The following is a 24213-nucleotide window of genomic DNA, read 5'->3' as shown; positions in this document are numbered from 1 at the left end:
GTCCAGTTGTGCGGTACCGTGCTTGCAGACGGTGCGGTTGCTGGATCCCGGATCGAGTCCGGGATGACGAATTTCAAATTCTCTGTCGCTAGAGGCTGGTTCACAGCGTAGCGAGCGGGTGGCTGGTGGTGGTCGCCGGAGCGGAGGCACCGGAATGTACAGAGCGTACATGAGGATGCCGAGCACCGCCGAACGCCGCCAGGCGCCCGCGCAGTAGTTGTGAACCAGCCTCTAATCAGTCTTTCAGCATCGGCAGGTCTAGCCCCTGCTCTTTCGCGCAGTTTTTCGCGATGTCATAGCCGGCATCGGCGTGGCGCATTACGCCGGTGGCCGGGTCGTTCCACAGCACGCGTTCGATGCGCTTGCGCGCCGCCTCGGTGCCGTCACAGACGATCACCACGCCGGAGTGCTGGCTGAAGCCCATGCCGACGCCGCCGCCGTGGTGCAGGGACACCCAGGTGGCACCGGAGGCGGTATTCAGCAGCGCGTTCAGCAGCGGCCAGTCGGACACGGCGTCACTGCCGTCCATCATCGCTTCGGTTTCGCGGTTGGGGCTGGCCACGGAGCCGGAGTCGAGGTGGTCGCGGCCGATCACTACCGGCGCTTCCAGCTCGCCGTTGGCGACCATCTCGTTGAATGCCAGCGCCAGGCGCGCGCGGTCTTTCAGGCCGACCCAGCAGATACGCGCGGGCAGGCCCTGGAACTGAATGCGCTCGCGCGCCATGTCGAGCCAGTTGTGCAGCTGCGGGTTGTCCGGGATCAGCTCCTTCACCTTGGCATCGGTCTTGTAGATATCCTCCGGGTTGCCGGACAGGGCCGCCCAGCGGAAGGGACCGATGCCCTCGCAGAACAGCGGGCGGATATAGGCGGGCACGAAGCCGGGGAAATCGAAGGCGTTCTGCACGCCTTCCTCGAAGGCCATCTGGCGGATGTTGTTGCCGTAGTCCAGGGTGGCGGCGCCGCGCTTCTGCAGCTCCAGCATTGCCTCGACCTGGATGGCCATGGATTTTTTCGCTTCCTTGACCACCAGCGCCGGGTCTTTCTTGCGCATCTCGGCGGCCTGATCCAGGGTCCAGCCTTTCGGCAGGTAGCCGTTCAGCGGGTCGTGGGCGGAAGTCTGGTCGGTAACCGAATCCGGCAGGATATTGCGCGCGACGATTTCCGGGAAGATATCCGCGCAGTTGCCGAGCAGACCCACGGAAATCGCTTCGCCTTGCGCCTTGGCGTCTTCGATCATCTGCAGGGCTTCGTCGAGGCTCGTGGCTTTCTTGTCCACATAGCCGGTGCGCAGGCGGAAATCGATACGGGTCTCGTCGCACTCGACGGCGATCATGGAGAAGCCGGCCATGGTCGCGGCGAGGGGCTGGGCGCCGCCCATACCGCCGAGGCCGCCGGTCAGAATCCACTTGCCGGTGGCAACGCCGTCGAAGTGCTGGCGGGCTACCGCGGCAAAGGTCTCGTAGGTGCCCTGCACGATGCCCTGGGAGCCGATGTAGATCCAGGAGCCGGCGGTCATCTGGCCGTACATGGCCAGGCCTTTCTTATCCAGTTCGTTGAAGTGTTCCCAGGTGGCCCAGTGCGGTACCAGGTTGGAGTTGGCCAGCAGTACGCGCGGGGCGTCGGCGTGGGTCTTGAATACGCCCACCGGCTTGCCGGACTGCACCAGCAGGGTCTCGTCGTCCTCGAGGCGCTTCAGCACTTCGACGATCTTGTCGAAGCATTCCCAGTCGCGCGCGGCGCGGCCGATGCCGCCGTAGACGACCAGGTCTTCCGGGCGCTCGGCCACATCCGGATCCAGGTTGTTCATCAGCATGCGCAGCGGCGCCTCGGTCAGCCAGCTCTTGGCATTCAGTTCGGTGCCGCGCGGTGCGGTAATTTTGCGGCTCGGATCGTGGCGTTTGTCGGTCATGATTACCTCGCAAATATTTTCAGAAAATTTATGCGTCATTCCGGCCTGAGCCGGGATGACGAATTTGGGGATTCAAAATCTCAACTGGGCACCGAGGCGGTAGCGATTGCCCGGGTGCACCAGGCGCGCAAAACTCACGGTGCCGGCACTGCTCTTGGTGCGCCGCCATATCTGCAGACAGGCGCTGTGCGCGTCTATCGCCAGCGCCGCACTGATGTCCGGATTCGCCGCAACCGCCTCCACCGTGGTGTCGGCTTCGGTCAGCGGTGCCACCCGGGACAGATAGGCATTGGGTGTCGTGGCGCTGAAATCCTGCTGCAGGTAGTCCGGTGCCAGCGCCGGATTGGTAAAGCGCTCTTCCCACTGGATCGGCAGCTCGTTGTCGCAGTGCACTATGATCGAGTGGAAGACACGCGCGCCCTCGTGCATGCCCAGGGCGCGAGCCACGTCAGCCGTGGCCGGGCACTCCTGCAACAATAGAATGCGATTGCTATAACTGTGACCACGGGCGGAGATCTCGTCGGCAATATTGCGCACCTCCAGCAGCGAGCCCGCCGGCACCGGTTCGGCGACGAAAGTGCCGAGCCCCTGGGAGCGCATCAGCACGCCCTCGTCGGTCAGTTCGCTGAGGGCGCGGCGCGCGGTCATGCGACTGACGCCGAACTCCTGTGCCAGCTGATTCTCCGACGGCACCTGGAAGTGCACCGGCCACTGGCCGGATTCGATCTGCTGGCGGATATGGCGCTTGATCGCCGCATAGCGCGGTTCACTGCCTTGGGCCGCGGGCTCTCTTGCCGTGTTGCTCTTGGGGTTCGACATAAACTCAGGTACAGTGCTGTTCTTGCTTGTATATGGTTGTATATACAAGAGTGTGCTTACTATGGTCGCCCCGGGGGTGACTGTCAAGCCGGGCGAGCAATGGACGAAGTTGTCCGCCGATAAACCCACTCGGTCAGCTGACCGAACGTCTATGGTTAGAAAAAGGAAATCCGCGCCGCCCAGACGCCGGAAGGCGGCCTGCGCGCAAGCGCCGGGAACTAAGAGTGCCTATGACAGAACGCTGCGATCTGCTGATTACCAATGTACACGCTGCCACCATGGACCCTTCCATCGTCGGCGGTTACGGTGCCGTCGAGGATGCCGCTGTGGCGGTGACCGGGGGCAAGATTGTGTGGCTGGGGCCGCGCAAGGAGCTGCCGGATTGTGCGCCGGACAAGACGCTGGACGGCGAGGGGCAGTGGCTGACGCCGGGCCTGATCGACTGCCACACCCACCTCGTTTACGGCGGCCACCGCGCGTCGGAGTTCGCCCGCCGCCTCGGCGGTGAAAGCTACGAGGAAGTCGCCCGCTCCGGCGGTGGCATCCTGTCCACCGTGCGCGCCACCCGCGCGGCCAGTGCCGAGGAGCTGTACCGCGCCGCCGAACCGCGCCTGCACGCGCTGATGTCCGAAGGCGTGACCACGGTGGAAGTGAAATCCGGTTACGGACTGGACCTGGACACCGAATTGAAACAGTTGCGCACGGCGCGCCGCCTGGCCCAGCACCACCCGGTGGAGATCACCACCACCTGCCTGGCGGCCCACGCACTGCCACCGGAATTCGACGGGCGCCCGGATGAATATATCGATCTGGTGTGCGAGGAAATCCTGCCGGCAGTGGCCAGGGAGCAACTGGCGGATGCGGTGGATATGTTCTGTGAGTCCATCGCCTTCTCGGTCGAGCAGTGCCAGCGGGTGATCGACTGCGCGAAGCAGCTCGACCTGCCGGTGAAAGTGCACGCGGAGCAGCTGGCGCGCACCGGTGCCACCGCCATGGCGGCACGTTCCAGCGCGCTATCAGTGGATCATATCGAGTACATCACCGACGCCGATGTGGCGGCCATGGCCGAGAGTGGCACCGTCGCCGTACTGCTGCCCGGCGCCTTCTACACGCTGCGAGAGACACAGATGCCGCCGGTGGACAAGTTGCGCGCGTCGGGCGTGTGCATGGCGCTGTCCACCGACCTGAATCCGGGCAGCTGCCCGATTGCCTCGCTGCGCCTGATGATGAACATGGGCTGCAACCTGTTCGGCCTGACGCCGGCCGAGGCGCTCGCCGGCGTCACCCGCTCGGCGGCGCGCGCGCTGGGACTGTGCTGTTCCCGCGGCGTGCTGCGCCCGGGCCTGCGCGCCGACATGGTGCTGTGGCCGATGGAAACTCCCGACCAGCTGGCCTATGAAGTGGGCGCGCTGAAACCCGCGCAGATTTTCTTCGCTGGTAAAACAGTAGGAGGCAGAGATGTTACAGCTGGCTGATATGAATCTGTGGAGCGGCCGCACCGATACCGAAGACGGTAAGGCCGGTGAGCGCTGGCACCAGCGCATCACGCCGCTGCAACTGGACAGCGAGCCGGGCCTGGCCATTCTCGGCTTTGTCTCCGACGAGGGAGTGCGCCGCAACAAAGGCCGTATCGGTGCGGCCAAGGGGCCGCGCATCCTGCGCCTGGCCATGGCCAACCTGCCCGCCACCTTCGATGCGCCGCTGTATGACGCCGGCAACGTGAAAGTCGAGAAAGAGGACCTTGAATCCGGCCAGTCGCTGCTCGGTGCACGAGTTAGCGAACTGCTGAACGGCGGTCATTTCCCGCTGGTGCTCGGCGGCGGTCACGAAATTGCCTACGGTAGCTTCCAGGGCATAGCGCGCTGGATGCGCGAACTGCACCGGGAAAAGACCCTCGGCGTCATCAACTTCGATGCCCACCTGGACCTGCGCATCCCCGCGCCCAAGGGCTCATCCGGTACACCCTTCTACCAGATCGCCGAGCAGTGCGAGATCAACGGCCGCCCGTTCAATTACCTCTGCGTCGGCGCCGCCGACAATGCCAACACCCCGGCGCTTTACAACCGCGCTGACGAGCTGGGGGTGAAGGTGATCCGCGACCGCGACATCACCAGCTGGCAGCTGGAATCAGTGAAGGAGCAGATTCGCGAATTTATCGACGGGGTGGACTTCGTCTACCTGACTGTCGACCTGGACGTATTCCCCGCGGCGGTGATGCCCGCCGTCAGTGCGCCGGCCGGCCGCGGCCTGTCGCTGGAGCTGTTCGAGCCACTGCTGGACACGGTCCTGGATTCCAACAAGGTATGTCTCGCTGACATGGCGGAGTTCAATCCGTATTTCGACATTGAGGACCACGCGGCGCGCACCGCGGCGCGCATCGGCTTTCAGATCGCCAATGGGGCGACGGCAAACCGCTAGCGCGTGGAGTTTGACCGGCGGATTTCAGGGAGGAAAAATGCTGAGAAGGATTATCTTGAGCGCGTTGTCGGTTTCGCTACTGGCGGCTTGCAGCCATCAGCAGGTTTATGACGCGGTCCATCAGAACCGCCTGCAAGACTGCGAAAAATTTTCCGGGCCCCAGTACCGCGACTGCATCCAGCAGTACGACCAGTCCTATTCCGACTATCAGCGCGAGCGGCGTGAATTGCTGGGCACAGAAGAGTAGAAGTTTTCCCTGCCGCAGCAAAGAAGGCCCCTGAAAAGGGGCCTTCCAGACTGTTAATAAACCCCACATTCCGTTCTGAGCTGGTGCGGTGGCGGTCAAGCACTAGGACGAGCATTTCGAAACGCTGTGAATACATCCCTGTAAGCTCCGGCGGCGACGGTCCGGCCGCTGCACGCATTCGCGGCGCCTTCGGCCCTGTCGCCGACGGTTCGAAATACTCGTCCTAGCACTTTACCTTAAATTTTGACTGCGTAACTTTGTCAGCAACCTGGAAGGCCCCTGAAAAGGGGCCTTCTTGGCTGGATCGCCCGTTTACTGCAGGTGGTCCTTCAGTTCGGCACCAGCCTGATCCAGGGCATCCTGCACCGCCGGCACATTGCTCAGGGGATTGAGCAGGCCGTAGTCGTGGATCATGCCGTTGTAGCGCACTGCGGTGACGGTCACACCGGCGTCGTTCAGCTTGCGCGCATAGGCTTCACCCTCGTCGCGCAGCACGTCCATTTCCGCGGTCTGCACCAGCGCCGGTGGCAGTCCCTTGAGTTGCGCGGTGGTCGCGCGCAGCGGCGATGCGTAGATCTCGGCGCGCTCCTTCGGGTTGGTGGTGTAGTTGTCCCAGAACCACCGCATCATGTTGCGGGTCAGGAAGTGGCCATCGGCAAACTCCTTGTAGGATGCCGTGTCGAAGTTGGCGTCGGTCACCGGCCACAGCAGCAACTGGAAGCGGATTTTCGGCGTGCCTTTGTCCTTGGCCATCAGCGCCACCACTGCAGCCATATTGCCGCCGACGCTGTTGCCGGCTACTGCGAGACGGGATCCGTCCACACCGATTTCCTTACCGTGTTCCGCGACCCATTTGGTGGCCGCGTAGGCCTGGTTGATAGCGGTCGGGTATTTGGCTTCCGGGGAGGGCGTGTAGTCCACGTACACGGCCGCTGCGCCCGAGCGGTTGACCAGGTCGCGGATCAGGCGCTCGTGAGTCGGGTAGTCGCCCAGCACCCAGCCGCCGCCGTGGAAGTACATAAATACCGGCAGCGTTCCCTTGCTGCCCTGCGGCTTGACGATGGTCAGCCGCAGCGGCTTGCCGTCCACCTCGATGGTCTTTTCCGCTACATCCGCCGGTGGCAGCTTGGCGCCCTGCTGGGCGCCGGTCAGTACCGCGCGCGCATCCCGGGGTGACAGTTGTTCGAGCGGCTTGCCGCCGCCCTGCTCGAGTGCTTCGAGAAATTTCTGTGTGTTCTGCTCGACGCCGGCAGAGCCGGCCGCGAAGGCGACGGCGGCGTCCAGGGCGAAGAACAGTGAGAAAACCAGCTTCGATACGGGTGACTTTTTCATGACTCTTACCTCCGGAATTTTCGGGGTCTGCTGCGAGTGATTTGGGGTTCCGTTTATGTGGCGACGTGCACGCGTACGTCTACGTTGCCGCGAGTGGCATTGGAGTAGGGGCAGACCTCTTCGTGGGCGCGGTTCACGATCTTCTCCGCGGTCGCCTGGTCCAGGCCCGGCAGGCTGACAAACAGGTCGATATCCAGGCCGAACCCCTTGCCGCCGTTGATCGGGCCTATGCCCACTTCACCGCGTACACTGGTGTCTTCCGGCACCTTGACCTTTTCCTGGCCGGCGACGAATTTGATCGCGCCGATAAAGCAGGCGGAGTAACCGGCGGCAAACAGCTGTTCCGGGTTGGTGGCGTCGCCGCCGGCGCCGCCCAGCTCTTTCGGCGTGGAGAGTTTTACATCCAGGATGCCGTCGGAAGATTTGGCCTGGCCGTCGCGGCCTCCGGTGGCAGTGGCTACGGCTTTGTAGAGTACTTGCATGTCTGTGTCCTCAAGGTGCGATGTTGGAATCAGGGGTTGTGCTGGGCACGGAGAGAAAGTTATCGCGATAACAGTTGTTGCGATAATCAATTTTCGCTATTGCGTCGATAGCTTCAGTTCACAGTAGTTGGCGGTGGGCTTTGCGGTGGGTTAAGAGAGGGTGACGTATCAGTCAGTGGCGTCGTCGAGACTGTTCAACGCCCGGCGTACCGCTTCGATCTGCGCCTTCAGCTGGCGCACGGACTTGCGGTCCAGGCCGGTGGCGCGCAGTACCTGCGGGGGAATGGCCTGCGACTCGTGCTGCATGGCTTTACCGGCGGCGGTGAGCTGCAGGTGGATGCGGCGTTCGTCCGTGGGATCGCGGCGGCGATCGATCAGGCCCTGGGCCTCCAGGCGCTTGATCACCGGGCTCAGCGCCCCCTTGTCCTGCCCAAGGCGCTGGCCCAGTTCCGTGGCGGTAATGCCATCCTCTTCCCACAGCACCAGCATCATCAGGTACTGCGGGTAAGTGAGCCCCAACTTTTCCAGCAGCGGCTTGTACATCTTGCTCATCGCCAGTGAGGTGGAATAGAGGCTGAAGCAGAGCTGGTTGTCGAGTTTCAGGTCTTCAAAGTCGGATTTGGCCATAGGGCACTCAGTAAAGGACTGGCGGCAATCTTGCGCCAGTTTAGCGCAACTGCGGAAGCGGGGCTGTAGCGGGTATGCGATCCGCTAATTGGAACAAGCAATTTGCTTGGTTGGTACGAACGTCTAGTCAGGGCAAAAACCCTGTGCTAATTTCAGAATGCTGTTTCGAAATAACTGACGGAGAAAATAATAACGAATTTCGCAGCAGTACCCGCTACGCCGCCTCGGGCGTATCAGCTTCGTTATTTATTTGTCGTTCTCCAGCTGCGCGCATATGCCGCGCAGAAAAAAACAATAACTGAACGGAGAGAACGATGAGCAAAACCAAACTGGTTGTGCGGCATCCCCTCGCGCTGGCTGTGGCTATTGTCGGCAGTTTAAGTACCCCGACATTTGCCGAAGAACTCGCGCTGGAAGAAGTCACGGTAACCGCGCAGAAGCGCGAGCAGAACGCGCTCGAGGTGCCGGTGACCGTAGACACCTTCTCCAGCGCCGATATGGAAAACACCAACGCGCTCAAGCTGAGCGACATGGCCGACTATGTCCCCGGCTTCGAAGCCGGCTCCAGCGTCACCCAATCCGGTCTGAGAATTCGCGGTATCGAGAGTCCCAGCATCAGCGCCGGCGGCGATCCCTCGGTAGCGGTATTTTATGACGACGCCTATGTACCCAGCCCCGCGACCTCGATGTCGTTTGCGGATATGCAGCGGGTGGAAATACTCAAGGGCCCGCAGGGGACGCTGTTCGGGCGCAATGCCGCCGCCGGCACGGTCAATATGGTGCCGAACCGGCCCGAGGCCGAGTTCGATGCCTTTGTGTCCGCGCGTCTCGGCAATTATGGCCTGCAGCAGTTCGAGGGCATGGTCAACGCGCCGGTGACCGACAACGTCTTCCTGCGCGGCAACCTGATGAGTTACCGGCGCGATGGCTATGTGGACAACATTTTTCCCGGCGGGGTGGACTCGGGCTCGGAAGATATCCTGACCGGACGCGTGTCCGCGTGGTGGGATATCAGCGACAAGACCTCGGCGCAGCTCTCCTACGACTGGGATGAGGTCGACAATGCGCCGCGTCAGGCCATCGGCGTCAGTCCCTACAGTTACAGCCTCGATCCCTTCGCCGGCAAGGTGGAAAATGATGTGATGGGCGGTGAGGAAACGCGCTCCATGTCGGCCGTCAATGCCAAGCTGATGCACAGCTTCAGTGATGCCTGGAGCCTGAAGTGGGTATCCAGCTACCGCCAGTGGGAAACCAGCAACCGCGAAGAGGAGGACGGCACGGCCGATATCAGCCGCTACCTGGATACCAATAATATCTTCGACTCGGATATCAGCTACCACGAACTGCAGATCAATTTCACCGGCGACAAAGTGACCGCGGTGATGGGGGCCAACTACTCCCGCGAGAACATCTACCAGAGCACCGATGTCACCTCCACGGCCAGTGCGGTGACGCGGCTGGTCACCGGCGATATCGTCAACAACCCGGAACTGCGCGCGCAGATTGCCGGCGGCGCGGCGCTGTCGGTCGGCGGTTTCCCCGGTGACGGGGGCATCGGCGATATGGCCGCGGGTCAGGCACTGGCGGCGCTGGACAGCGTCGACCACCTGTGGGAGCCGGACGACTGGGCCACCTTTACCTCGCTGATCGCACCGGCCATGGGGCTCGCCGGCCCGCTGCCACAAGTGGACGACTACTACGATGCGATCGCCTACAACGTGCTCGGCACCGGCATGTTGTTCGGCCCCTCATTCGCCGGCCAGCACTGGAACGAGCGGGTCGAGAACGAGGGTGACTTCACCAACTGGGGCCTGTATTTCGACATGGATTACGCCCTGACCGACAAGATCAATGTGCTCGCCGGCCTGCGTTACAGCACCGACGAAAAGTCCTTCAGCTGGCTGACACCGGGTACCAATTTCCACAGGATCCGCCCCGGTGTCGAAGAGGTGATTTTCTCAACTGCCGACGACTACAACGTGGGGCAGGGCGTGCGCGAGGCGCGTGAGGAGTGGAGCGCTACCACCGGCCGGCTCGTCGGCCAGTATCACTTTAGCGAAAGCGCGATGGCCTTCCTGTCCTATTCCACTGGTTACAAGTCCGGTGGCTTCGATTCACTGAACCTGCTCACCGCAGATACACCGATCGAGCCGGAGGAAGTCGACAATATCGAACTGGGCGTGAAGGGCGATCTGCTCGACAACCTGCGGCTGCAGGTAAGCTACTTCGACATGACCGTCGACAACCGCCAGCGCAGCGTGGAGAGCAAACCACCGGGTTCCGCCAACGCACTGCCCCGGGTTATCAACGGCGATCAGCAGTTCAACGGTATCGAGGTGACCGTCGACTGGCTGCCGCTGGATACCCTGCGTCTCGGGCTGGTGACAACAGTGCGGGATGAGGAGTCCAAGTGGAATCCCTTCTACGACGCCGAGGGCGAGCTGCAGAATGAGCGCGAGAAATCCTCGGTCAATACCGCCTACACCCTGGCCATGGACTGGGCGCCGGCGATTCCGCTGGGGTCCATCAACGTCCACATGGACTACATCTACGCCGAGAATACCGATGAACTGGAGCCGGGATATCTGGCCAGTTTCAGCGCGATAGACGGCGTGGGTGAGGATGACAAGCGCCTGAACGGCCGCATTGCCTGGCAAAGCGGCGGCGGCAACTATGAGCTGGCGCTGTGGGGTCGCAACCTGCTCGACAACGAGCGCGCGGCTATCCCCAGCGGTCGCACCCTGGATGTGTTCGGCACTCCCTATACGTCCATTTCCGAGCCGCGCTCTTACGGTGCCGAGGTGCGTTACAACTTCTAGCCCTGCTAGAGCACAGAATGTAGGAGCCTGCTTGCAGGGCCAAGGCGCGCGGAAACAAAGCGCAGCTTTGTGCGCGCCTTGGCGACCCGCCATGGATGGCGGGGCCGGGGCTTGAGCGAACGCGAATTAGGGGCGCCAGGGATGGCTGCTCGAGGCTCAATACCGGCACTGTTAGCTGTCCATTCCAGTCTCAAAATTTGTGTAAGTTTTTTTGCCCTGCCGATACAGTACTCTCAATCATCAGTGGAGAGTCCGGTGGACGCGCGCGATCGCCTGTTCCAACAAGCCATGGCCGATTGCGGCGCGGGGGTTACCCGGGTCGCCGGCAGCTATGTGCGCAGTACCGCCGAGCGCGATGACCTGGTGCAGGAAATCTGGCTGGCGGTATGGCGCGCGCTGCCGTCTTTCCGCGGCGAGGCCAGCCTTAAGACCTTTATCTTCCGCATCGCCCACAACCGCAGCGTCACCGAGCTTGCGCGGCGGCGCACCGCGCACGGCGGTGCGGGCGAACTGGAGACCATTGAAGATAACGCCCCCGGACCGGAGCAGCAGTTGCAGGACCTGCGCGATGCCGAGCGGCTGGTGCGGGCCGTGCAGCAGTTGCCGCTGGGGCTGCGGCAGACGCTGACGCTGCGCCTCGAAGGGCTCAGCTATGCGGAGATCGCCGAAGTTCTGGGGGTCAGCGAGTCCAATGTTGCCGTGCGCCTGAATCGCGCACGCGAGCGTCTCAGTACTCGCCTGGGTGGAGGGAGAGGAAAGTGAAATCCGCAAAAGAAGAGCAGTGGCAAACGCTGGAGAATTTGTGGCGCAGGCAGCCCGCCGAGGCGCCGATACCCGATGAAATGCGCCGCAGGGTGCGCCGCCAGGAGCGGCGTATGCGGATCGGTGCGGTGCTGGAATGGCTGGTCGCCATAGCGCTCTGCACCTATGCAATCTGGTTTGCGGTCGAAAACCGGAATACGAACGGCGTTTTATGGCTGCTGGTGGTTTTCGCCCTGGTAGCCTGGGCCGTGGGCTTTTCCACAGCCAATCGCCGCGGACTCTGGTGTCCGCCGGAAGAATCGGCACAGGCTTACATCGAACTGGCGCTGCTGCGCATCGAGAGACATCGCCAGGCGATTCGCTTTGCCTGGTTGCTATACGCCGTCGAACTGGCAATTTTTGCCGGCTGGGAGCTGCTGGCAAGATTCGATGTCATCGAGGCGTCGTTCAGCTTCGTTTCAGTGCGTGCGCTCGCCACGATTCTGGGAGTCACAGCGGTACTCGGTGGCTGGAGCCTGTTTGTCTGGCTGCGCTGCAAGCGCGAGCGGAGAGTGTTCAGCGAGCTGCAGCAGAATAGCGAAAACTTTCTGTAAGGAAATGCACTCGGTCGGGACTGTAGGACTCGAATCAGGAAAATTTCGAGGGAATTAAAAATGTTTACCGATTTCGAGCAGATGCTGACTAGTTTTATCGATGCCTTCAGCAATATGGGGCTGGCCAAGGGTGTGCTGTTCGCGCTCTTCTTTTTAGCCGTGTGGTTCCTGCCCGCAATTGCCGCGCTCTTCTTCAATCGCCGCCACCTGGGCAAGATTTTCCTCGCCAATATTCCCGCCATCGCTTCCTGGGTGGTGTGGTTCGCACTGCTGGCCTGGGCGGTGACCGGAAAAATGCGGGCCCGGAAAGAAGCGGAACCCGCGGCCCAGCCGCGGAACTGAATAGCTACGAACTGCGGGGTGCTTCTTCGTTCCTCATGGTTAGCACTTCGCAGCCCGCAGCGGTAACCAGGACCGTGTGCTCCCACTGTGCCGACAGCTTGCCGTCGCGGGTGACTACGGTCCAGCCGTCTTTTTTCGTTTTGGTGCGGCGGCTGCCCTGGTTAATCATCGGCTCTATGGTGAAGGTCATACCTTCCTCCAATACCGTGCCGCTGTCGCGGCGGCCGTAGTGCAGTACCTGCGGCGCCTCGTGCATCTCCCGGCCTATGCCGTGGCCGCAGTATTCCCGCACGACGCTGTAGCCGCGGCCCTCCGCGTGGGCCTGTATCGCGTGGCCGATATCGCCGAGCGTCGCGCCGGGCCTGACCGCGTCGATGCCGGCCCACATAGCCTCGTAAGTCGTCTGTACCAACCGCTTTGCCGCCGGCGAAACGCTGCCGATCAGATACATTTTGCTGGAGTCGGCGATATAGCCGGATTTTTCCAGTGTGATGTCCACGTTGACGATATCCCCGTGTGCCAGCCATTGAGACTCCCGTGGCATACCGTGGCAGATCACCTCATTGACAGAGGTATTCAACGCATAGGGATAGCCATACTGGCCCTTGCTGGCTGGCCTGGCACGCAGTTCGCGGACGATAAAATCTTCTACCCTGTCGTTGATCTGCATGGTGGAAATACCGGGGGCGATAAAGTCGTCCAGCATCGCAAAGACCCTGCCCAGCAGCTGGCCGGATTTGCGCATCAGCGCCTGCTCGCGGGCCGTCTTTATTTTGATGTCACTCACGGATCAGCTCTTTCAGCATCGGTGTCTGCGCGCGCAGCAGCTTTTTGCACAGCTGGTTGTAACTGAGTTCCGGGTTGAGCTCCGCCAGCATGCCGATCTTGATCCAGAATTCTGCCTGGGCGTTGATCGAGCGCGCCATGGCGGAACTCGCCTGGCGAATTTCGTCGTGCAGGTCTTCGGAAATTTTCACTATGCCCATCGGTGAGCGCCTCAATATGAATATATGAATCATATATAAAGTGTACATACGGCGCAAAGACTGCGACCGGCATCTCGAAACCTTAATATGCAATTTGTTGCATATGGCGTTGCGCGGCGCTATGGTTGAGCGATAACAACAGCAACAACGGTGAGCTTCTCATGGTGGAGTCAACAGAATCCCCGCGCAGTGCGCCCAAACCCAGTCGCCTGCGCATCGGTCGGCGCTACCGCCCCAGTCGCGTCGAGGGACCCTACGATGTCGTCGTAATCGGTTCCGGTATCGGCGGCCTGACCACTGCGGCGATGTTGAGTGCCTGCGGCAAAAAGGTGCTGGTGCTGGAGCAGCACTACACCGCAGGTGGCTTCACCCATGCCTACGACCGCAACGGCTACGAGTGGGATGTGGGCGTCCACTACATCGGCGATGTCGGCGAGCACCCGACCATGACCCGCCAGCTGTTCGATTTCCTCTCCGCCGGCAAGCTGCACTGGGCGCCGATGGACCAGACCTACGACCGCATCTGTATCGGTGACGAGCAATACGACCTGCGTGCCGGGCGCGACGAATTTGTCGCGGAACTGGTGCGGCGCTTCCCCGGCGAAGAACGCACCATCGAGGAGTACCTGCATCGAGTGAATGCGGTGGCCAAGGCGATGCCGCTGCTGACGATGGAGAAGCTGCTGCCGCGCTGGTGCGGGCCGGGGATCAGACTGTGGCGCAAACTGCGCGAGCCGGCATGGCTGAACAAGACGACCTACGAAGTGCTGCGCGAACTCACCGACAACGAAAAGCTGATCGCGGTACTGACCGGCCAGTGGGGCGACAACGGCATGACGCCCAAAACCGGCAGCTTCATCATTCACGCGCTGATCGTGAAACACTACCTGTACGGCGGTTACTACCCGGTTGGCGGCGCCAGCAAGATGGCCGAAACGATCATCCCGCAGGTACAGTCCGGCGGCGGCGAGGTGTTCACCTATGCGCAGGTGGAGACCATCCTGCTCGATGGCAACCGGGTGCGCGGCGTGCGCATGGCGGACGGCACCGAGATCGAAGCGCCGTTAGTGGTATCGGGAGCTGGTGTCTTCAACACCTTCGAAAAACTCCTGCCACAGAGCGCCAGCGAGCGCGCCGGCTACGACCGCGACCTGCAAACGGTGCAGCCGTCGATGGCGCACGTCTGCCTGTATATCGGCCTGCAGAAAACGGCGGAAGAGCTGGGCCTGCCGAAAACCAACTATTGGCTGTACCCGAGTGAGGATTACGAAGGCGAGGTGGAGAAATTCCTCGCCGACAGCGAAGCGGAAATTCCCCTGGTCTATATTTCCTTCCCGTCCGCGAAGGATCCGAGTTTCAACCAGCGCTACCCCGGCCGCGCCACCATCGAAATCGTCGCGCCGGGCAAGTACGAGTGGTTCGCCGAGTGGCACGACAAGGCGTGGGGCAAGCGCGGCGAAGACTACGAGGCGCTCAAGGAAAAATTCAGCCAGCGCCTACTCGAACACCTGTACAAACACTTTCCCCAACTGCGCGGGCAGGTCGACTACTGCGAACTGTCCACGCCGCTGTCGACCGATTATTTCTGCTTCTATCCCCGCGGCGAGATTTACGGGCTGGACCACGACCCGAACCGCTTCGAGCAGCGCTGGCTGCGCCCCAAGACCCGCATCAAGGGTCTCTACTTGACCGGCCAGGACATCATGAGTTGTGGTGTCGCCGGAGCCATGTTTGCCGGCCTGATATCCGCCCAGAGCATTCTCGGCCTGCGAAAAGGGCTGCCACTGATCCGTAGAATTTTTGCTAATGCCAAGCACTCTGCGAAAGTCGCAAAAAGGCCTGAGCAGGTGCCGGGTTCTCTCTAAGAACCCGCGCCTTCCCCTCTGTTCATCCACGGCACTCCGTGTGGATGCACTGCGTTTGTGCCGAGCGATAGAGTTCAGACCACGCGATCCCCGTCCTCCAATAAATCGTATTACGAAAGGAAGCGGCGTCTGGCTCACACTTATCGAAGCCGCACGCCAAAAGTAATCAGTAGCCACCAGCCCGCCATAGTGAAAGGTGACTAGAATCCAGTTGAGATTCCAGTCCCGACGACGCATATTTCTGGGCCCCTACAGAAAGCAGGTGAAAACCAATAGAAATCAGAGGGTTAGAGGATCCAGCAAAATATGGGATATGTGTCGTTAGGACCGTTTTGTCTGGCTGGTACCATCGAGCCAATTTCCCTGAAGGCTTGACCATTTTTGGTCTAGAAGCCAATCTGGCGAGAATTTGATTTTGAAATCATAGTCGTTGGGATATCGGTCCTCAGGACTACGATACAAATGTTATGCTCCTAGAGCGTTCAAAATCCAACTAAGAAAGGAAAATAATATGAAATCTATAGCTTCTAGTGCTTTTGCTTTGCTGCTGGCTGCATCCGGTAACTCTTTCGCCGAGTCTACCTTCAATATGAAAATCAAGGATGGTTCTCTTGCTGATGCAGCAAAATTGGTGAATAGTTTCTGCGAGAAGGAAATTGAGCCAATTGAGCTAGAAAATCCCACAGAAACCGTATCTTTGAACTTTGAAGATATTGGTTGCAAAGCTGCCGCGAAGTTAATTAAGGACTTCGATGCAGGTGCAAAAGCATAACAAACACAGGCAGCGAGGCTCCGGCCCCTGGCGGGGCCTCCGCGGGACGTCTTACTTTGCGCACTTTATGCGCGGGTCGCTGCGCTCCCATTTTCGCGCATAAAGTGCGCAAAGTAAGCCGCCCCTGCTGTGGGCGTTAAGGATCTAAGAATGTACAAACGGATTTTTCTTCTTGCTCTTATTTTTTTGGTTGTAGCTCTACATTCGGTTAGTGCATGGCCAGCATTGCTGTTCTTTCTTGTTTCCGGAATAGTGCTGTGCGCCTACGGTAAAATCGCCAAAAAGCCAGCTAGTAGTATTCTGGTCCAGTCTGGGTTGGTTATGGGGGTTACTCCGATTGTTGTACTTGTTCTTGTGTCGTCTGCGATAAGCGGGCTATTTGGTGGGAGCTAAATCCTTAACAAGCGGCTGTTATCGCGCTTTCGGGGCTGGGACGGCCTTTCCGCCGCGTCGCGGCTCCAAGCCCGCCTCAAAGCCGAGCGTTATGTGTAATCGAAGAATGAAGTTATGGATGATTTAATCGGAGAAATTGGGAAGGGATTTTTTCGGGGTATAGGGTATTTCCTGGCAGAAATATTCTTCGGAACTATCTGCTACTGGGTTGGCTGGCCTATCTGTAAGCTGGTCACTCTCGGAAAATATCCTTCCTCAAAGCAAGCTGTCTACCTAGAAGACTATAGTGGCAATAACCAAGGTTTTTTGTGCAGTGCCGTTGGTCTTGCTGCTTTAGTTGTGGGTGGCTTGTTTGGCGCAGGGCAATTTTAAGTGTACAACACACATAACAAACAGCAGCACGGAGGCCGGAACCTAACCCGCTTTTGCACACACCTCCATCTAACTGATCTGGAGGTGTCCTATGGGACGAAGAACGCGTTACAACCGTTACGACGACGATTTCAAGGCAACAGCAGTCTCGCTAACTGAGATTCCTGGTGTTCTAGCCAAGCATGTGGCTGAAGCTCTCGATATCCATGAAGTGATGCTTTATCGTTGGCGCATGGAGATGCGGCGGGGGCAGATCATGGCCAAGAAGAAAGACATACAGATAGATCCTGAGATTAAATCCGAGCTGAAACGTCTCAGGAAGCTGGAGCGGGAACACAACCTGCTCCAGGAAGAGCATGCCCTTTTAAAAAAAGCCATCCAATTCTCTTTACAACAAAAAGGGAAATCTTCGAGTTCATAGATCAAAACAGGGAGAGGCACAGCATTGCTATGATGTGCCGGATCTATGGTGTCACCCGAGATGGTTACAATTCCTGGCGTCGCCGAGGTGTATGTGAGCGTCGGCATGAAGATAGTGAGCTGTTTGTACACATAAGATCGATTTTTAACCGGCACGATGGCTGCTATGGCAGCCCTAAAATTACCCAAGAACTGAAAAAGAAGGGGATTAACGTCGGTCAGAAGCGAGTTGCCAGAATCATGCGAAATCACGGCCTCAGGGCAGTAAAATCGAGGATTTACACGGCTCGGCCCGGCACGTACAGACATGTCTATGGGATTAAATGCAAGATAGAGGGCATCAAGTTGACACGCCCTAATCAGCTCTGGGTGGGTGACGTTACATATATAAAACTCGGGGACGGTAGCTGGCAGTATCTATCGGTAGTCATGGATCGTTACAGCAGGAAGGTTGTCTCTTGGTCACTGAGTGATCGTAGGGATGTCTCGCTGACGTTGTCCAGTATCGACAGGGCTGTACGAAACCGTGGGCACCACCGAGAGCTCATATTTCACTCTGATCGCGGCAGCGAGTACTTGTCGGGTCAGTACCGTGAGCGGCTGCGGCGCTACGGAATTACTCAAAGTATGAATCGAGTAAAGAACATGAATGACAATGCGTTCATGGAGTCATTCTTTCACCAGTTCAAGACTGAGAGAATTAAGCGACAGGCGATCGATACCGCAAAACAGCTCAGATCGACAGTGACTGAATATATGCGCTACTACAATACCCAGAGGTCGCACTCGTCTATTGGGTATGTATCACCGCATGAATTCGAGTATAAAATCAATTGCTAACAACATGGTGTGTGCAAAAGCGGGTTAAGTCCCCGCCGGCTCTTGGCGGGGCCTCTGCGGGACGGCCTATGCTACGCTTCGGCCGCCCCGCCTGTGGGCGTTAGATTTTGGAGAGAGGCTTGAGATTCTTACTAACTATCTTCCTATTTTTGTCCAATTGTGTATATGCATGCGGGATGGAAATACCAATTGAAGTCAGCTTTGAATTCGGCAAGAAGCCATCTGAAACAGAAGTGGGCTATCTCATGATTTTGGCGCCGCTACGATATGAAGGCTGGAGTATTCAAGGAGTTCAGTTTTCCAAAGGAAAAAATAGTATTCCCATCATGAAATATGTATCGGAGAAAGAGTTTCCTGGGAAGGCGCTATTTCAGGTGGCAGCGACATCAGGGTTTCTAAATGGTAGTAAGTTTACCGCCGCCTACACCCCAGATCCTGTTGTTCACGATGACGGTAGTGTAAGTATTATGCCTTGCTTGCACATCCAAAATATTGACGTAAAAATCTAACAATTCGCTGCTGAGGAACAGCCTACTTTATGCACATTTTATGCGGCTCGCTGCACTCGCATTTTCGCATAAAATCTGTATAAAGCAGGCTGCCCCAGAGCTCGGGTTAGCCCCTAGGAGAGTACATGAGGTACGTCATCTTAATTTTCACCATCGTGATGTCACAATTTCTCAAAGCTGAGGAATATGTGGTTGGTGATGAGTTCACATGGATTAATCGCGACGGATCTTCTGCCAAGAATACAGATTCAATGAAAAGTATTTCTGGCTTCGGCGGCTGGCTCGTTGTAACTCCAGATTTAGATTGGTGGGATAAGTGGAATACTCCAAGCGATCATGTTCCGTACTTTTCAGAGGCAAAGGAAGTATCCTTGGGGCAAAAGTTAACCATTCTCACCTTCTACGGTAATCCATTACCTGATGAAAAAGGCGTGATAAATATAAGTTGTAATATCCGAGTAGCTCGCCCTGATGGTGCTGATTCAGTAAATCAAAAGAATATACCCTGTGCTACTGGCGAATTATTAGGTGAGCGCCTGCATGTATATCTATCACAGGCCGTCATTGAGTATGTAGGCGAGCCTGCAGATCCTTCCGGAGAATGGGTGGTAGAAGTTACTTTAAAAGACAATGTGGCCGGTATTGTGATACCACTAAAAACAAGCTTCGTCCTGCTTAAAGACAAGGCCAGCAAATCAAGTAAGCGGGACGCTGTAACCGGCGCACCTTCTTGAGGCGTTAACCCTTAGAGAAAGATCGTGACACTTACCACTTCCTTAGCACTATTCATATCAATGGTTGTTTTAGCCCTAATACCTGGGCCAGGCGTTCTAACTGTAACTGCAAGATCAGCTACGGCAGGCCTGCGTCATGGACTTTCTACAGCCGCAGGAATCGTAGCCGGCGACTTTGCATTTATTAGTCTTGCCCTTCTTGGTCTAGCCACACTCTCAAGTGCACTCGGAGAATTGTTCGTTGTACTCAAATACCTAGGCGCTGCGTATTTAATCTGGCTTGGAATCTCACTCATCACGTCAAGTTCAATCTCTGGCCATGCCAGAGATATTCAAGATCCTAAACACAGCGCCAGTTTCTTTGCAGGTCTAGTTACAACTCTTAGCAACCCTAAGGCCATTCTGTTTTACCTCAGCTTCTTTCCTGCCCTTCTAGATCTATCTAGCATCGCAGTCCTAGACGCAGCTTTACTGTATCTAATCGCCACGGTTTCTGTAGGCAGCGTTATGTTCGGGTATGCCTACCTAGCTCATAAAGCAAATTCTGTTTACTCTAGTTCCAAAAGCTCACGCACACTTAAAGCAGGCTCTGGAGCATTGCTCGTAGGCAGCGGCCTCTACGTAGCGGCAAGGGGTTAACCAAATTGCTGCATCTGACCGGGAACCTAACCCGCTTTGGACCTCCGCGGGGCGTTATGCACAAAAAGCTCTAAAATAATTGTAGAGTAGAAAAATGAAAGGATTTCTAGCACTCATCCACTTAGCGATAGGTGTTTCTATAGTTATCTTATGGATTTCATGGCCAGAACTTATCTATAGGGCGCAGCAGGTTTCTATCTATATCTCAAACACCTTCGGTGATTTAGCTCAGTTTTTCTTCCGTCCGTTCCACATTGTATTTTTTATTCTTGGATTTTTAACAGGCCTATTCTTCTCAAAGAGTGGGTTTTTATTTTCTTTCTTTCAAGTTCTTCCCTCATTCATTCTATTCGGATTGCTAAATTTTTCGGATGTCCCATTCTATCTGAAGATTTTGTATGGTATCAGCCTGGTCATGTCTTCATTGCTTGGAGCATATCTTGGCGTATATTATCAGCGTAGAAGGCGCGATCGAGGGGGTGTATAACTGGTCGTTCCGGGGGTAACTGACTTTATGCACATTTTTTGCAGATCGCTGTGCTCGCAATTCGCAAAAGGATCCGCCTAAAGAAAGCTGTCCCTGAGCTCGGCGTTAACTTTCTGTTCATCCACATCAAGGAAATTAGGCTTATGACTAAAGTTGCAATTATTCAAGAGGCTCCCTGTATTCTTGATAAAAAAGGAACGATCAAGAAAGCAGTTGAAATTATCCAAAAAGTATCAGCTGATGGGGCGGAACTCGTTGTTTTTCCTGAGGCTTTTATATCTGGATATCCAGCGTGGATTTGGCGGCTGAGGCCTGGTGGGGATTGGGGGATTAATGAAGATTTACACTCGCGACTTCTCGATAACTCCATAGATTTAAGCGCAGACGATCTCAAGCCACTTCAAGATATTGCAGCTACAACGAAAACGGTAGTTGTCTGCGGAATTAATGAGCGTGATTCCCAAAATAGTTGTTCGACTCTATATAATTCTGTCGTAACTATTGGTTCGGATGGTGTAGTTATTAATCATCATCGTAAGCTCATGCCAACGAATCCAGAAAGAATGGTTTGGGGGGCTGGTGATGGCAATGGCCTTAATGTTGTTGATACGTCAGTAGGAAAGTTAGGTGCGCTAATTTGTTGGGAGAATTTTATGCCATTAGCGCGTTATGCTTTATACGCTCAAGGGGTAGAGATTTATATTGCGCCGACCTATGACAGTGGCGAAGCTTCGGTAGGCACTATGCAGCATATAGCACGTGAAGGCCGATGCTGGGTTTTATGTTGCGGTGTGGCGCTTGAGCGTTCAGACTTGCCTGAAAATTTTCCGAATATTGATAAGTTATACCCAGAGAATGAAAACTGGATCAACCCTGGAGACTCACTTATTGTAGCGCCTGGCGGCGAGATTGTTGCTGGTCCGTTAACAAAAGAAAAAGGTCATCTTTTTTTAGATATTGATGTCGATAAAGCTGTTAAATCTAAACGAGCATTAGATGTTGCGGGTCATTATGCTCGCCCAGATGTTTTTAAACTGTCGATCAATAAAGAAAGGCAATCAACAATTCACATTACAAATGAGAGTTAACAGACGCCCACAGCAGAGCTCGCGATAAGTTGCTCACCGCTGTTACGGGCGTTATACATAAGGCTTGCCCGCAAATAGTGGATGTCTCACCATCGTAAAATTTGAGTCTGATCAAGGCTAAAAAGAAAGTCTTTTTTTCAATTCAAACAAGAAGTGTCGAGTTAACTATGAAGAAAAAATATCTGGGTATTGTGCTTATCATCGCGGGCGCCGCTCTGATGGCGTGGGGTTACAGTGTTTATGATTCAGCCGGCTCGCAGATCAGCAGGGCGATCAGTGGTGATACACCCATTGAGGCTTGGGTCGGTATGGTGGGCGGGGCTATCTCACTGATAATCGGTATCCTCAAATTGAAGTAAGGGGCTGCTGGGGGCAGTCCGAGCAGTGAGTTCAGGTATCAGGTAGAGCAACGCGCGAGGCGACACGTGTCGCTGGCCTGTGGCTTGGTCTTTCAGTGGCTTGAGAGTTTCAGGCGGGCCGTTCAATCATGCGAGGGGGAGGCGAAGATGGTGGCAGTCATTTTGGAGTCGACGATTACCTGTCCGGAATGTGGTCATCGAAAAACAGAAATTATGCCGACGGATGCCTGCCAGTATTTTTATGAGTGCGAGGCCTGCCATGCCCTGCTGAAGCCGAAGATGGGTGATTGCTGTGTGTTCTGTTCGTTCGGCACAGTGCCCTGCCCTCCAATTCAGGAAGGGGAGGGGTGTTGTGACTCGGGTCAATAGCGAACCTATCGAGTAGGGGGTATAGGCACCATTCGCATCGTGGGGCTTCGTAACGCCAGCTTTGTGCCCTAGTTCATTGCGGCGCCGCCAGCAGAATAAAAAAAGCCGGCCAGTGGCCGGCGAGAGAAGCAGACGTCGAAAGGAGAGGTAGACGTACGCAAGCTACTTGGGGGTTGATAGGGCGAAACACCCCGGTGGACGAATGGCGGTTCTGGCACCGGGATGTTTCTAAAACTTCTGACTTTCTTTCCGGTAGTTGTTATCTGGCAGGATGGGCACGCTGCGCTTTGCCCATCCTGCAAATGGATTATTTCTTCAGGTGCAGTACCCGTGCACCGGCCACCGGCAATTCCAGTTTGTCGCCGTCGCGCGCGCCGCCGAACAGTTGCGGGGTGATGTCTTCGGCACCGGTAAACTCCGCCGGCAGCGTAAAGCTCGCCGCGTTTTTACCCAGGTTCAGGGCGACGAAATAGACTTCTTCTTCCGTGCGGCGGAAGAACACCAGCAGATCGTTACCGGTATCCACTACTTCCTGTGCCGCGGTGGCGAGCGCCGGCGACAGCTGCTTGTGCCAGCCGATGACCGTGCGGAACTGGTTCAGCATCGAGTGGCTGTCGCCCTCCTGCACGCTGACCGCCTTGTGATGGTGCTCTTCCGGTACCGGCAGCCAGGGCTTGACCTTGGAGAAGCCGGCGTTGATCTCGCCGTGGTTCACCCAGGGCATCGGCGTGCGGCAACCGTCGCGGCCCTTGAATTCCGGCCACAGGTTGATGCCATAGGGGTCCTGCAGGTCTTCGAAGGCGATGTCCGCCTCCGGCAGGCCCAGCTCTTCGCCCTGGTACAGGCAGACGCTGCCGCGCAGCGTCAGCTGCATCAGCAGGAACAGCGGCGCGCGGGCCAAGGCCTGTTCGGTATCGAAGCCCTTGTTCCAGCGGGTGATGGAGCGGGGCACGTCGTGGTTGCTGATAGACCAGCAGGGCCAGCCCTGATCGATCACTTCGCGGTTCTTCTCCAGCGTGTTGCGCAGGAAATCGGCGCTGCTCTCTTCAGTCAGCAGATCGAAGGAGTAGGCCATGTTGAGGCGTTCGCCGGTGGTGTACTCGGCCATGATCTTGTGGGTGTTGTCGTCGCCCACTTCGCCCACGGTCATGGTGCCGGGGTATTGGTCCAGCAGTTCGCGTACGCGCTGCAGGAATACCAGGTTTTCCGGCTGCGACTTGTCGTGGATATGCCACTGGTAGTGATAGGTGTTGACCGGTGGCAGGCCCTTCTCGTCCAGTTCCAGCGGTCGCGCCGGGTTGTCCTGCAGAGAACGGTTGTGGAAGGCGTGATTGATCGCGTCCAGGCGGAAGCCGTCGACGCCGCGGTCGAGCCAGAACTTCAGGTCGGCCAGCAGCTGCTCCTGGACTTCCGGATTGTGCAGGTTCAGGTCCGGCTGCTCTTTCAGGAAGTTGGTCAGGTAGTACTGGCGGCGGCGGGTGCACCAGCGCCAGGCGCTGCCGCCAAAGTTGGACATCCAGTTGTTGGGCGCGCTGCCATCCGGCTTGGGATCGGCCCACACATACCAGTCGGCCTTGGGGTTGTCGCGGCTGGAGCGGCTCTCCTCGAACCAGGGGTGCTGGTCGGAGGAGTGGCTGAGGATCTGGTCGATGATGACCTTGAGGTCGCGCGTATGGGCCGCCTCGATCAGCTGGTCGAAATCCTGCAGATTGCCGAAGATCGGATCCACATCGCGGTAATCGGCCACGTCGTAGCCGAAGTCCGCCATCGGCGACTTGAAGAACGGCGAGATCCAGATGGCGTCCACACCGAGGGACTGCACATAGTCGAGCTTCTGGGTGATGCCCCGCAGGTCACCCACGCCATCGCCATTGGCGTCGCAGAAGCTGCGCGGGTAGATCTGGTAGATAACGCTGTTGCGCCACCATTCCCCGTTGTTGTCGCTGATGGTCTTGCCACTCATAGGTTACTGCCTATTTCATTATTCGAGATCGCGGGCGGGGCCCACTCCTGTTAAGGATAGGGTGAGT

Annotated in this window: 27 protein-coding genes and 1 other RNA gene; 19 read left to right on the top strand and 9 right to left on the bottom strand. The window is 57.4% G+C overall.

The genetic code is table 11. From position 1 onward, the window contains the following. Window positions 1-97: 97 nt before the first annotated feature. From BUC36_RS08170 to hutC, 3 genes are all read right to left on the bottom strand, one after another. A non-coding RNA gene (locus BUC36_RS08170) (sX9 sRNA) lies at window positions 98-171 on the bottom strand. Between the two features lie 64 nt (window positions 172-235). Beyond that, window positions 236-1909: a urocanate hydratase gene (gene hutU, locus BUC36_RS08165; protein WP_073273505.1), complete on the bottom strand. Its 1674-nt coding sequence runs from the start codon at window positions 1907-1909 to the stop codon at window positions 236-238. Between the two features lie 72 nt (window positions 1910-1981). Beyond that, the gene (hutC, locus tag BUC36_RS08160; protein WP_073273501.1) at window positions 1982-2728 is read right to left on the bottom strand and encodes a histidine utilization repressor; all 747 of its coding nucleotides are present in this window, start codon (window positions 2726-2728) and stop codon (window positions 1982-1984) included. Window positions 2729-2958: 230 nt separating this feature from the next. On the opposite strand from hutC, the gene hutI reads away from it, so the two are divergent. Genes hutI through BUC36_RS08145 form a run of 3 tightly spaced genes read left to right on the top strand, consistent with a single transcriptional unit; the run spans window position 2959 to window position 5393 of the window. After that, a complete protein-coding gene (gene hutI / locus BUC36_RS08155) occupies window positions 2959-4203 on the top strand; it encodes an imidazolonepropionase (RefSeq protein ID WP_073273496.1) in 1245 nt (414 codons plus the stop codon). Next, window positions 4187-5146 carry a formimidoylglutamase gene (gene hutG / locus BUC36_RS08150; RefSeq protein ID WP_073273494.1) on the top strand — a complete coding sequence of 320 codons (960 nt, stop codon included), beginning with the start codon at window positions 4187-4189 and terminating at the stop codon, window positions 5144-5146. Before hutI ends, hutG begins: the two co-directional genes overlap by 17 nt. A 37-nt stretch (window positions 5147-5183) precedes the next feature. After that, complete coding sequence (locus tag BUC36_RS08145; protein ID WP_143186914.1) at window positions 5184-5393, top strand: hypothetical protein; 210 nt, start codon at window positions 5184-5186, stop codon at window positions 5391-5393. A gap of 312 nt (window positions 5394-5705) precedes the next feature. Here the strand turns inward: BUC36_RS08145 and BUC36_RS08140 are convergent, their stop codons facing one another. From BUC36_RS08140 to BUC36_RS08130, 3 genes are all read right to left on the bottom strand, one after another. Then, on the bottom strand, window positions 5706-6725 hold the full coding sequence (locus tag BUC36_RS08140; protein WP_073273490.1) for an alpha/beta hydrolase: 1020 nt from the start codon (window positions 6723-6725) through the stop codon (window positions 5706-5708). Between the two features lie 53 nt (window positions 6726-6778). Continuing rightward, complete coding sequence (locus BUC36_RS08135) at window positions 6779-7207, bottom strand: organic hydroperoxide resistance protein (RefSeq protein WP_073273488.1); 429 nt, start codon at window positions 7205-7207, stop codon at window positions 6779-6781. Between the two features lie 168 nt (window positions 7208-7375). Further along, window positions 7376-7834: a MarR family winged helix-turn-helix transcriptional regulator gene (locus tag BUC36_RS08130; protein ID WP_073273486.1), complete on the bottom strand. Its 459-nt coding sequence runs from the start codon at window positions 7832-7834 to the stop codon at window positions 7376-7378. A 314-nt stretch (window positions 7835-8148) separates the two neighbouring features. Here BUC36_RS08130 and BUC36_RS08125 point away from each other — a divergent pair, with 314 nt between their 5' ends. From BUC36_RS08125 to BUC36_RS08110, 4 genes are all read left to right on the top strand, one after another. Further along, complete coding sequence (locus tag BUC36_RS08125; RefSeq protein ID WP_073273484.1) at window positions 8149-10653, top strand: TonB-dependent receptor; 2505 nt, start codon at window positions 8149-8151, stop codon at window positions 10651-10653. A 255-nt stretch (window positions 10654-10908) separates the two neighbouring features. After that, window positions 10909-11415 (top strand): RNA polymerase sigma factor, encoded by a 507-nt coding sequence (locus BUC36_RS08120; RefSeq protein WP_084535872.1) that lies wholly within the window; start codon window positions 10909-10911, stop codon window positions 11413-11415. Beyond that, on the top strand, window positions 11412-12008 hold the full coding sequence (locus BUC36_RS08115; protein ID WP_073273482.1) for a hypothetical protein: 597 nt from the start codon (window positions 11412-11414) through the stop codon (window positions 12006-12008). Before BUC36_RS08120 ends, BUC36_RS08115 begins: the two co-directional genes overlap by 4 nt. A 60-nt stretch (window positions 12009-12068) precedes the next feature. Then, window positions 12069-12350, top strand: a complete 282-nt coding sequence (locus BUC36_RS08110; RefSeq protein WP_200797208.1) for a superinfection immunity protein — start codon at window positions 12069-12071, stop codon at window positions 12348-12350. A gap of 4 nt (window positions 12351-12354) precedes the next feature. On the opposite strand, the gene map is transcribed toward BUC36_RS08110, so the two are convergent. Together map and BUC36_RS08100 are read right to left on the bottom strand one after the other, a co-directional pair. Beyond that, window positions 12355-13137 (bottom strand): type I methionyl aminopeptidase, encoded by a 783-nt coding sequence (gene map, locus BUC36_RS08105; protein WP_073273480.1) that lies wholly within the window; start codon window positions 13135-13137, stop codon window positions 12355-12357. Beyond that, a complete protein-coding gene (locus BUC36_RS08100; protein WP_073273478.1) occupies window positions 13130-13336 on the bottom strand; it encodes a ParD-like family protein in 207 nt (68 codons plus the stop codon). The genes map and BUC36_RS08100 overlap by 8 nt, the downstream gene beginning before the upstream one ends. Window positions 13337-13497: 161 nt before the next feature. On the opposite strand from BUC36_RS08100, the gene BUC36_RS08095 reads away from it, so the two are divergent. The 12 genes from BUC36_RS08095 (at window position 13498) to BUC36_RS19355 (ending at window position 22183) form a co-directional block, all read left to right on the top strand. Then, complete coding sequence (locus BUC36_RS08095) at window positions 13498-15201, top strand: phytoene desaturase family protein (RefSeq protein ID WP_073274736.1); 1704 nt, start codon at window positions 13498-13500, stop codon at window positions 15199-15201. Between the two features lie 511 nt (window positions 15202-15712). After that, on the top strand, window positions 15713-15973 hold the full coding sequence (locus BUC36_RS08090) for a hypothetical protein (protein WP_073273476.1): 261 nt from the start codon (window positions 15713-15715) through the stop codon (window positions 15971-15973). Window positions 15974-16480: 507 nt separating this feature from the next. Next, window positions 16481-16738: a hypothetical protein gene (locus BUC36_RS18775; protein ID WP_143186913.1), complete on the top strand. Its 258-nt coding sequence runs from the start codon at window positions 16481-16483 to the stop codon at window positions 16736-16738. 91 nt (window positions 16739-16829) lie between these two features. Continuing rightward, the gene (locus BUC36_RS19205) at window positions 16830-17159 is read left to right on the top strand and encodes a transposase (protein WP_073273473.1); all 330 of its coding nucleotides are present in this window, start codon (window positions 16830-16832) and stop codon (window positions 17157-17159) included. Continuing rightward, window positions 17120-17998: an IS3 family transposase gene (locus BUC36_RS19380; RefSeq protein ID WP_407661773.1), complete on the top strand. Its 879-nt coding sequence runs from the start codon at window positions 17120-17122 to the stop codon at window positions 17996-17998. The genes BUC36_RS19205 and BUC36_RS19380 overlap by 40 nt, the downstream gene beginning before the upstream one ends. Window positions 17999-18174: 176 nt before the next feature. After that, window positions 18175-18507 carry a hypothetical protein gene (locus BUC36_RS08075; RefSeq protein WP_073273470.1) on the top strand — a complete coding sequence of 111 codons (333 nt, stop codon included), beginning with the start codon at window positions 18175-18177 and terminating at the stop codon, window positions 18505-18507. A gap of 125 nt (window positions 18508-18632) precedes the next feature. Further along, the gene (locus BUC36_RS18770) at window positions 18633-19241 is read left to right on the top strand and encodes a hypothetical protein (protein WP_143186912.1); all 609 of its coding nucleotides are present in this window, start codon (window positions 18633-18635) and stop codon (window positions 19239-19241) included. Between the two features lie 24 nt (window positions 19242-19265). Further along, complete coding sequence (locus BUC36_RS08070; RefSeq protein ID WP_073273468.1) at window positions 19266-19880, top strand: LysE family translocator; 615 nt, start codon at window positions 19266-19268, stop codon at window positions 19878-19880. Between the two features lie 94 nt (window positions 19881-19974). After that, window positions 19975-20367, top strand: coding sequence for a hypothetical protein (locus tag BUC36_RS08065; protein WP_073273466.1), 393 nt, complete (start codon window positions 19975-19977; stop codon window positions 20365-20367). A gap of 143 nt (window positions 20368-20510) precedes the next feature. After that, window positions 20511-21455, top strand: a complete 945-nt coding sequence (locus BUC36_RS08060; RefSeq protein ID WP_073274732.1) for a carbon-nitrogen hydrolase family protein — start codon at window positions 20511-20513, stop codon at window positions 21453-21455. Window positions 21456-21556: 101 nt separating this feature from the next. Continuing rightward, window positions 21557-21814: a DUF3185 family protein gene (locus BUC36_RS08055; RefSeq protein WP_234994926.1), complete on the top strand. Its 258-nt coding sequence runs from the start codon at window positions 21557-21559 to the stop codon at window positions 21812-21814. A gap of 147 nt (window positions 21815-21961) precedes the next feature. Continuing rightward, the gene (locus tag BUC36_RS19355; RefSeq protein ID WP_073274730.1) at window positions 21962-22183 is read left to right on the top strand and encodes a GDCCVxC domain-containing (seleno)protein; all 222 of its coding nucleotides are present in this window, start codon (window positions 21962-21964) and stop codon (window positions 22181-22183) included. Between the two features lie 307 nt (window positions 22184-22490). Here the strand turns inward: BUC36_RS19355 and BUC36_RS08045 are convergent, their stop codons facing one another. After that, on the bottom strand, window positions 22491-24146 hold the full coding sequence (locus tag BUC36_RS08045; protein WP_073273461.1) for an alpha-amylase family glycosyl hydrolase: 1656 nt from the start codon (window positions 24144-24146) through the stop codon (window positions 22491-22493). Window positions 24147-24213 lie beyond the last annotated feature (67 nt).

This window comes from Microbulbifer donghaiensis, from assembly GCF_900129095.1.
GTDB lineage: Bacteria > Pseudomonadota > Gammaproteobacteria > Pseudomonadales > Cellvibrionaceae > Microbulbifer > Microbulbifer donghaiensis.
The sequence above is the reverse complement of the archived record's forward strand: the minus strand, read 5'-3'. Positions and strand labels throughout refer to the sequence as shown.

What these genes read in the sequence shown, in the direction of transcription:
- BUC36_RS08090 (WP_073273476.1), top strand. Translation starts at nt 15,713, where the DNA reads ATGAAATCTATAGCTTCTAGTGCTTTTGCTTTGCTGCTGGCTGCATCC.
- BUC36_RS08060 (WP_073274732.1), top strand. Translation starts at nt 20,511, where the DNA reads ATGACTAAAGTTGCAATTATTCAAGAGGCTCCCTGTATTCTTGATAAA.
- BUC36_RS08075 (WP_073273470.1), top strand. Translation starts at nt 18,175, where the DNA reads ATGGAAATACCAATTGAAGTCAGCTTTGAATTCGGCAAGAAGCCATCT.
- BUC36_RS08110 (WP_200797208.1), top strand. Translation starts at nt 12,069, where the DNA reads ATGTTTACCGATTTCGAGCAGATGCTGACTAGTTTTATCGATGCCTTC.
- BUC36_RS08145 (WP_143186914.1), top strand. Translation starts at nt 5,184, where the DNA reads ATGCTGAGAAGGATTATCTTGAGCGCGTTGTCGGTTTCGCTACTGGCG.
- BUC36_RS19205 (WP_073273473.1), top strand. Translation starts at nt 16,830, where the DNA reads ATGGGACGAAGAACGCGTTACAACCGTTACGACGACGATTTCAAGGCA.
- BUC36_RS19355 (WP_073274730.1), top strand. Translation starts at nt 21,962, where the DNA reads ATGGTGGCAGTCATTTTGGAGTCGACGATTACCTGTCCGGAATGTGGT.
- hutU (WP_073273505.1), bottom strand. Translation starts at nt 1,909, where the DNA reads ATGACCGACAAACGCCACGATCCGAGCCGCAAAATTACCGCACCGCGC.
- BUC36_RS08045 (WP_073273461.1), bottom strand. Translation starts at nt 24,146, where the DNA reads ATGAGTGGCAAGACCATCAGCGACAACAACGGGGAATGGTGGCGCAAC.
- BUC36_RS08130 (WP_073273486.1), bottom strand. Translation starts at nt 7,834, where the DNA reads ATGGCCAAATCCGACTTTGAAGACCTGAAACTCGACAACCAGCTCTGC.
- BUC36_RS08140 (WP_073273490.1), bottom strand. Translation starts at nt 6,725, where the DNA reads ATGAAAAAGTCACCCGTATCGAAGCTGGTTTTCTCACTGTTCTTCGCC.
- BUC36_RS08100 (WP_073273478.1), bottom strand. Translation starts at nt 13,336, where the DNA reads ATGGGCATAGTGAAAATTTCCGAAGACCTGCACGACGAAATTCGCCAG.
- BUC36_RS08135 (WP_073273488.1), bottom strand. Translation starts at nt 7,207, where the DNA reads ATGCAAGTACTCTACAAAGCCGTAGCCACTGCCACCGGAGGCCGCGAC.
- hutI (WP_073273496.1), top strand. Translation starts at nt 2,959, where the DNA reads ATGACAGAACGCTGCGATCTGCTGATTACCAATGTACACGCTGCCACC.
- hutG (WP_073273494.1), top strand. Translation starts at nt 4,187, where the DNA reads ATGTTACAGCTGGCTGATATGAATCTGTGGAGCGGCCGCACCGATACC.
- BUC36_RS08125 (WP_073273484.1), top strand. Translation starts at nt 8,149, where the DNA reads ATGAGCAAAACCAAACTGGTTGTGCGGCATCCCCTCGCGCTGGCTGTG.
- BUC36_RS18770 (WP_143186912.1), top strand. Translation starts at nt 18,633, where the DNA reads ATGAGGTACGTCATCTTAATTTTCACCATCGTGATGTCACAATTTCTC.
- hutC (WP_073273501.1), bottom strand. Translation starts at nt 2,728, where the DNA reads ATGTCGAACCCCAAGAGCAACACGGCAAGAGAGCCCGCGGCCCAAGGC.
- BUC36_RS08065 (WP_073273466.1), top strand. Translation starts at nt 19,975, where the DNA reads ATGAAAGGATTTCTAGCACTCATCCACTTAGCGATAGGTGTTTCTATA.
- BUC36_RS18775 (WP_143186913.1), top strand. Translation starts at nt 16,481, where the DNA reads ATGGATGATTTAATCGGAGAAATTGGGAAGGGATTTTTTCGGGGTATA.
- BUC36_RS08095 (WP_073274736.1), top strand. Translation starts at nt 13,498, where the DNA reads ATGGTGGAGTCAACAGAATCCCCGCGCAGTGCGCCCAAACCCAGTCGC.